Annotated in this window: 1 protein-coding gene and 2 pseudogenes; 1 reads left to right on the top strand and 2 read right to left on the bottom strand. The window is 37.9% G+C overall.

The window, feature by feature from the left end:
* Positions 1 to 167, top strand: a pseudogene (locus tag ENH88_RS14380) (DNA recombination/repair protein RecA); the annotation flags it as partial.
* 375 nt (positions 168 to 542) lie between these two features.
* Here ENH88_RS14380 and ENH88_RS14375 read toward each other — a convergent pair.
* Complete coding sequence (locus ENH88_RS14375) at positions 543 to 2,666, bottom strand: TonB-dependent siderophore receptor (RefSeq protein WP_304183189.1); 2,124 nt, start codon at positions 2,664 to 2,666, stop codon at positions 543 to 545.
* Between the two features lie 223 nt (positions 2,667 to 2,889).
* Positions 2,890 to 3,086, bottom strand: a pseudogene (locus tag ENH88_RS14370) (porin); the annotation flags it as partial.

Below are 3,086 nucleotides of genomic sequence, written 5' to 3'. Positions count from 1 at the left end.
GTGGCAACAAAGTTGGCCAAGGTAAATCTAACTCAATTAAGTTTTTGAAAGAAAATCCAGAAATTGCAGATGAGATTGAAGGCAAGTTACGCGAAATGCTTTTACTAAAAGCAACTATTGAACCAGAAGATGGTGAAGATAAGTTGGGCGATGACGCTGACCTTTAACAGCCTAAAAATGAGTTTTTAAGCTTGATTTGACCCGAGCTTTAAAAAGCGCTAATCAGTAATGATTAGCGCTTTTTTGTTTTTAAGCTTTTATTAAGTTGATAATAATTATACCAATCAGCTTAATTAAGTAATCTACTTTAAGAAAAGAAAACCTTGTTGATAACGAGAGAAAAACTTCGTTATTTAGTTAATATCGGCAATTTTTTCTGTACTGCTATGCATTAGTAAATTCGAAACTTTAACGCAATTAGTGTCAGGTTTAACCCTTCTAATTGATAAAGTATTATTGCGGGTTGGTATTACAGCCATAAAAATAAAAACGACACATAGTATGTGTCGTTTTTTAAATTAATTAAAATTTTCTAATTAATTTTATAGTTGCCAGTTAACTGATAGCGCGTAGTTACGAGGTGCACCATAGTAGCCTTGAGCCCAGTATAGGCTGTGCAAATATTTTTCACCAGTGGTGTTATTCACATTAAATGTAACGCCTACGTTGTCTGTAATTTTGTAAGTGGCCATTAAATCAAGTAACCCGTAGGCATCTTGATGGGTCGTCACACTTGCAATACCATTAGCATCGCTAACTTGTACTCGGCTAGTTGAATCCTGCCAGCGGTAATTTGCACCAAATGATAAACCATCAATTAAAGGTACTTGGTAAGTTGCTGCTATTTTAAGTTGGTTTTCTGGTGTGTAATCTTTTACTAAATCATCACCATCAATATTTAAATTACTAAAGCTAATACTTGCACTTAAATCATCTGTAAATTTACCGCTTAGCTCTACTTCAAAGCCATCACTATTAATTCCATCTGCGGCGTAGTAGCGAGTATCATCTGGTAATGAGTTAGGTATAGCAATAGCAAGGCCGTCTTGTTTTGCATCAAAATAAGCGAATGTCACAAATAGTTGATCGTCAAGAAGCTGCGCTTTAATCCCTATTTCACTACTTTTCCCTGTAATTGCCGGGAGTTGATTTGCATTTATATCAAGTTCTTTTTGCGGGACAAATGTTTCAGTGTAGCTAGCGTAAGCAGAGAAAGACTCGGTAAAGTCGTATACAGTACCAATGTAAGGTATTAGCTCTGAGTCATTGCGAGTTTGAGCAACACCGTACGCTGTACCTTTTGTTTCCCAATCCGTATAACGCGCGCCAGCAAGTATACTTAGTGGCTCACTTAATCTGATACGAGTTGATATATACGCCGACTTTTGCTCATTCGTTATATCGCTTCCATTTACGCCATCAGCAAGTGTTGCTTGTGGCATTACCCCATCCCACGTTTTAAGTGATGGCATTGCCGGAAAGCCATTGCCTGTGGTGTAATCGTAAAGAGACTGCTCGGTGTAATCCATTTTTGCTTGGCTAACACCAAATGCCAAGTCATGCTCTTGGCCAAATAAATCAAACTTCCCGCTCGCATACAAATCAAATAAGTCGTGCTTATCTTCGTAGTCATAACGGCTTGCATAACCGGTTAAGCCAAGCTCTGTTTCTCTATCTGGTGTACCGTATACGTAAAACAACTCTGAGTCTTGCTCGTTTTCGATGTGAGCATAGCGTGCTCTAGCCACCCATGTTGCTGATAAGTTTTGTTCAAGCGTTACATATACTTGCTCTGCACTGTTATTCCAGTATGACCAATCAGAAGCCGTGCTTGTTGACTCATCGTAGTCAGTTGGTGTGCCGTCAGTATAATAAAGAGGCAGCGCTCCCCAAAGCGGGCTGTCAGCATCTTTTTGCTGATTAACGTAGTTAACACTTAATAGTGTGCTGTCCGTTAATTTACCTTCGTAGGCTAAGTAAATAATTGTTTTATCTGTTTCGTAACGATCTAAGTATGAATCAGCTTTTTGTTTTGTAAATACAGCACGTACGGCGTGTTCTTCATTTATTGGCGTAGATACATCTAAATCTAATCGTTTTTTATTCCACGAACCATATGACACAGACGCATTAGCTTGTGTGTTATATGTTGGTTTCTTTAAAACCATATTTACAGTTGCAGAAGGATTACCCGCGCCGGTCATTAAGCCATTAGCGCCACGAACAATTTCTACACGGTCGTAAATTGAAGTATCAAGACTGCCTTGAATTGACCCTGAGCTTTGTGGAATACCTAAGCCATCAACTTGAAAGTTCGTAATTTCAAAACCACGAGCTTTAAAGTAAGTACGGTCGGTTTCTATTTGCTCTACTGTTACGCCTGGCGTGCTCTCAAGTACTGAGTTTATATCGTCTAATGAAAAGTCGTCCATGAGTGCGCGTGATACTACCGAGATTGACTGTGGTGTTTCTTTAATTGTTAAACCAAGTTTGGTAGCTGATTGTGCCTCTTCTGTTATGTAGTTTTTATGATGCTGACCATATACCGCAATTTTTTCGAGAGGTTCATTTTTTACAGTTGCTTCATCAGCAAGTGCATAACCAGATAGGATTAAAGAAGTAGCAAAGCTTAGTTTAGATAAACGCAAAACTTGAGGGGACGACATAAGTTTTTCCAGTTAGTTCAAAAAGAAGTGCGTAACTTAATCTAAATGATATCGATTTGCAATTGAGTTGTGTGTTTTTTACCTATTATTATTCTATTTTGTTGGATTTTAGCGTCATATATAGAGATTATGGGTACGAATTGATGAATTATATAGAACTTAATATCGCTTATAAAAAAAGCGGCCAAGGCCGCTTTTTTTTAAGTAGTTAGCTTTTTAGTTATTAAAAAGAGTATTTAACAGAGAACTGTAAACGATCTAAATCGCCATCTACACCGCTTTCAGTTTCACGCTCAGCATGTTTTAGCTCAGCTCCAAATGTTAGGCGTTTAACAGGGGAATATAAAATGTTAGCGCTATAGCTTTGGCTTGATTCTGTCGGATCGCCAGAAATAGCTAATAGATCAGTGTTGTTATCAG

Source organism: Pseudoalteromonas prydzensis, from assembly GCF_011050055.1.
Lineage (GTDB): Bacteria > Pseudomonadota > Gammaproteobacteria > Enterobacterales > Alteromonadaceae > Pseudoalteromonas > Pseudoalteromonas prydzensis_A.
The sequence above is the reverse complement of the archived record's forward strand: the minus strand, read 5'-3'. Positions and strand labels throughout refer to the sequence as shown.

What these genes read in the sequence shown, in the direction of transcription:
- ENH88_RS14375 (WP_304183189.1), bottom strand. Translation starts at nt 2,666, where the DNA reads ATGTCGTCCCCTCAAGTTTTGCGTTTATCTAAACTAAGCTTTGCTACT.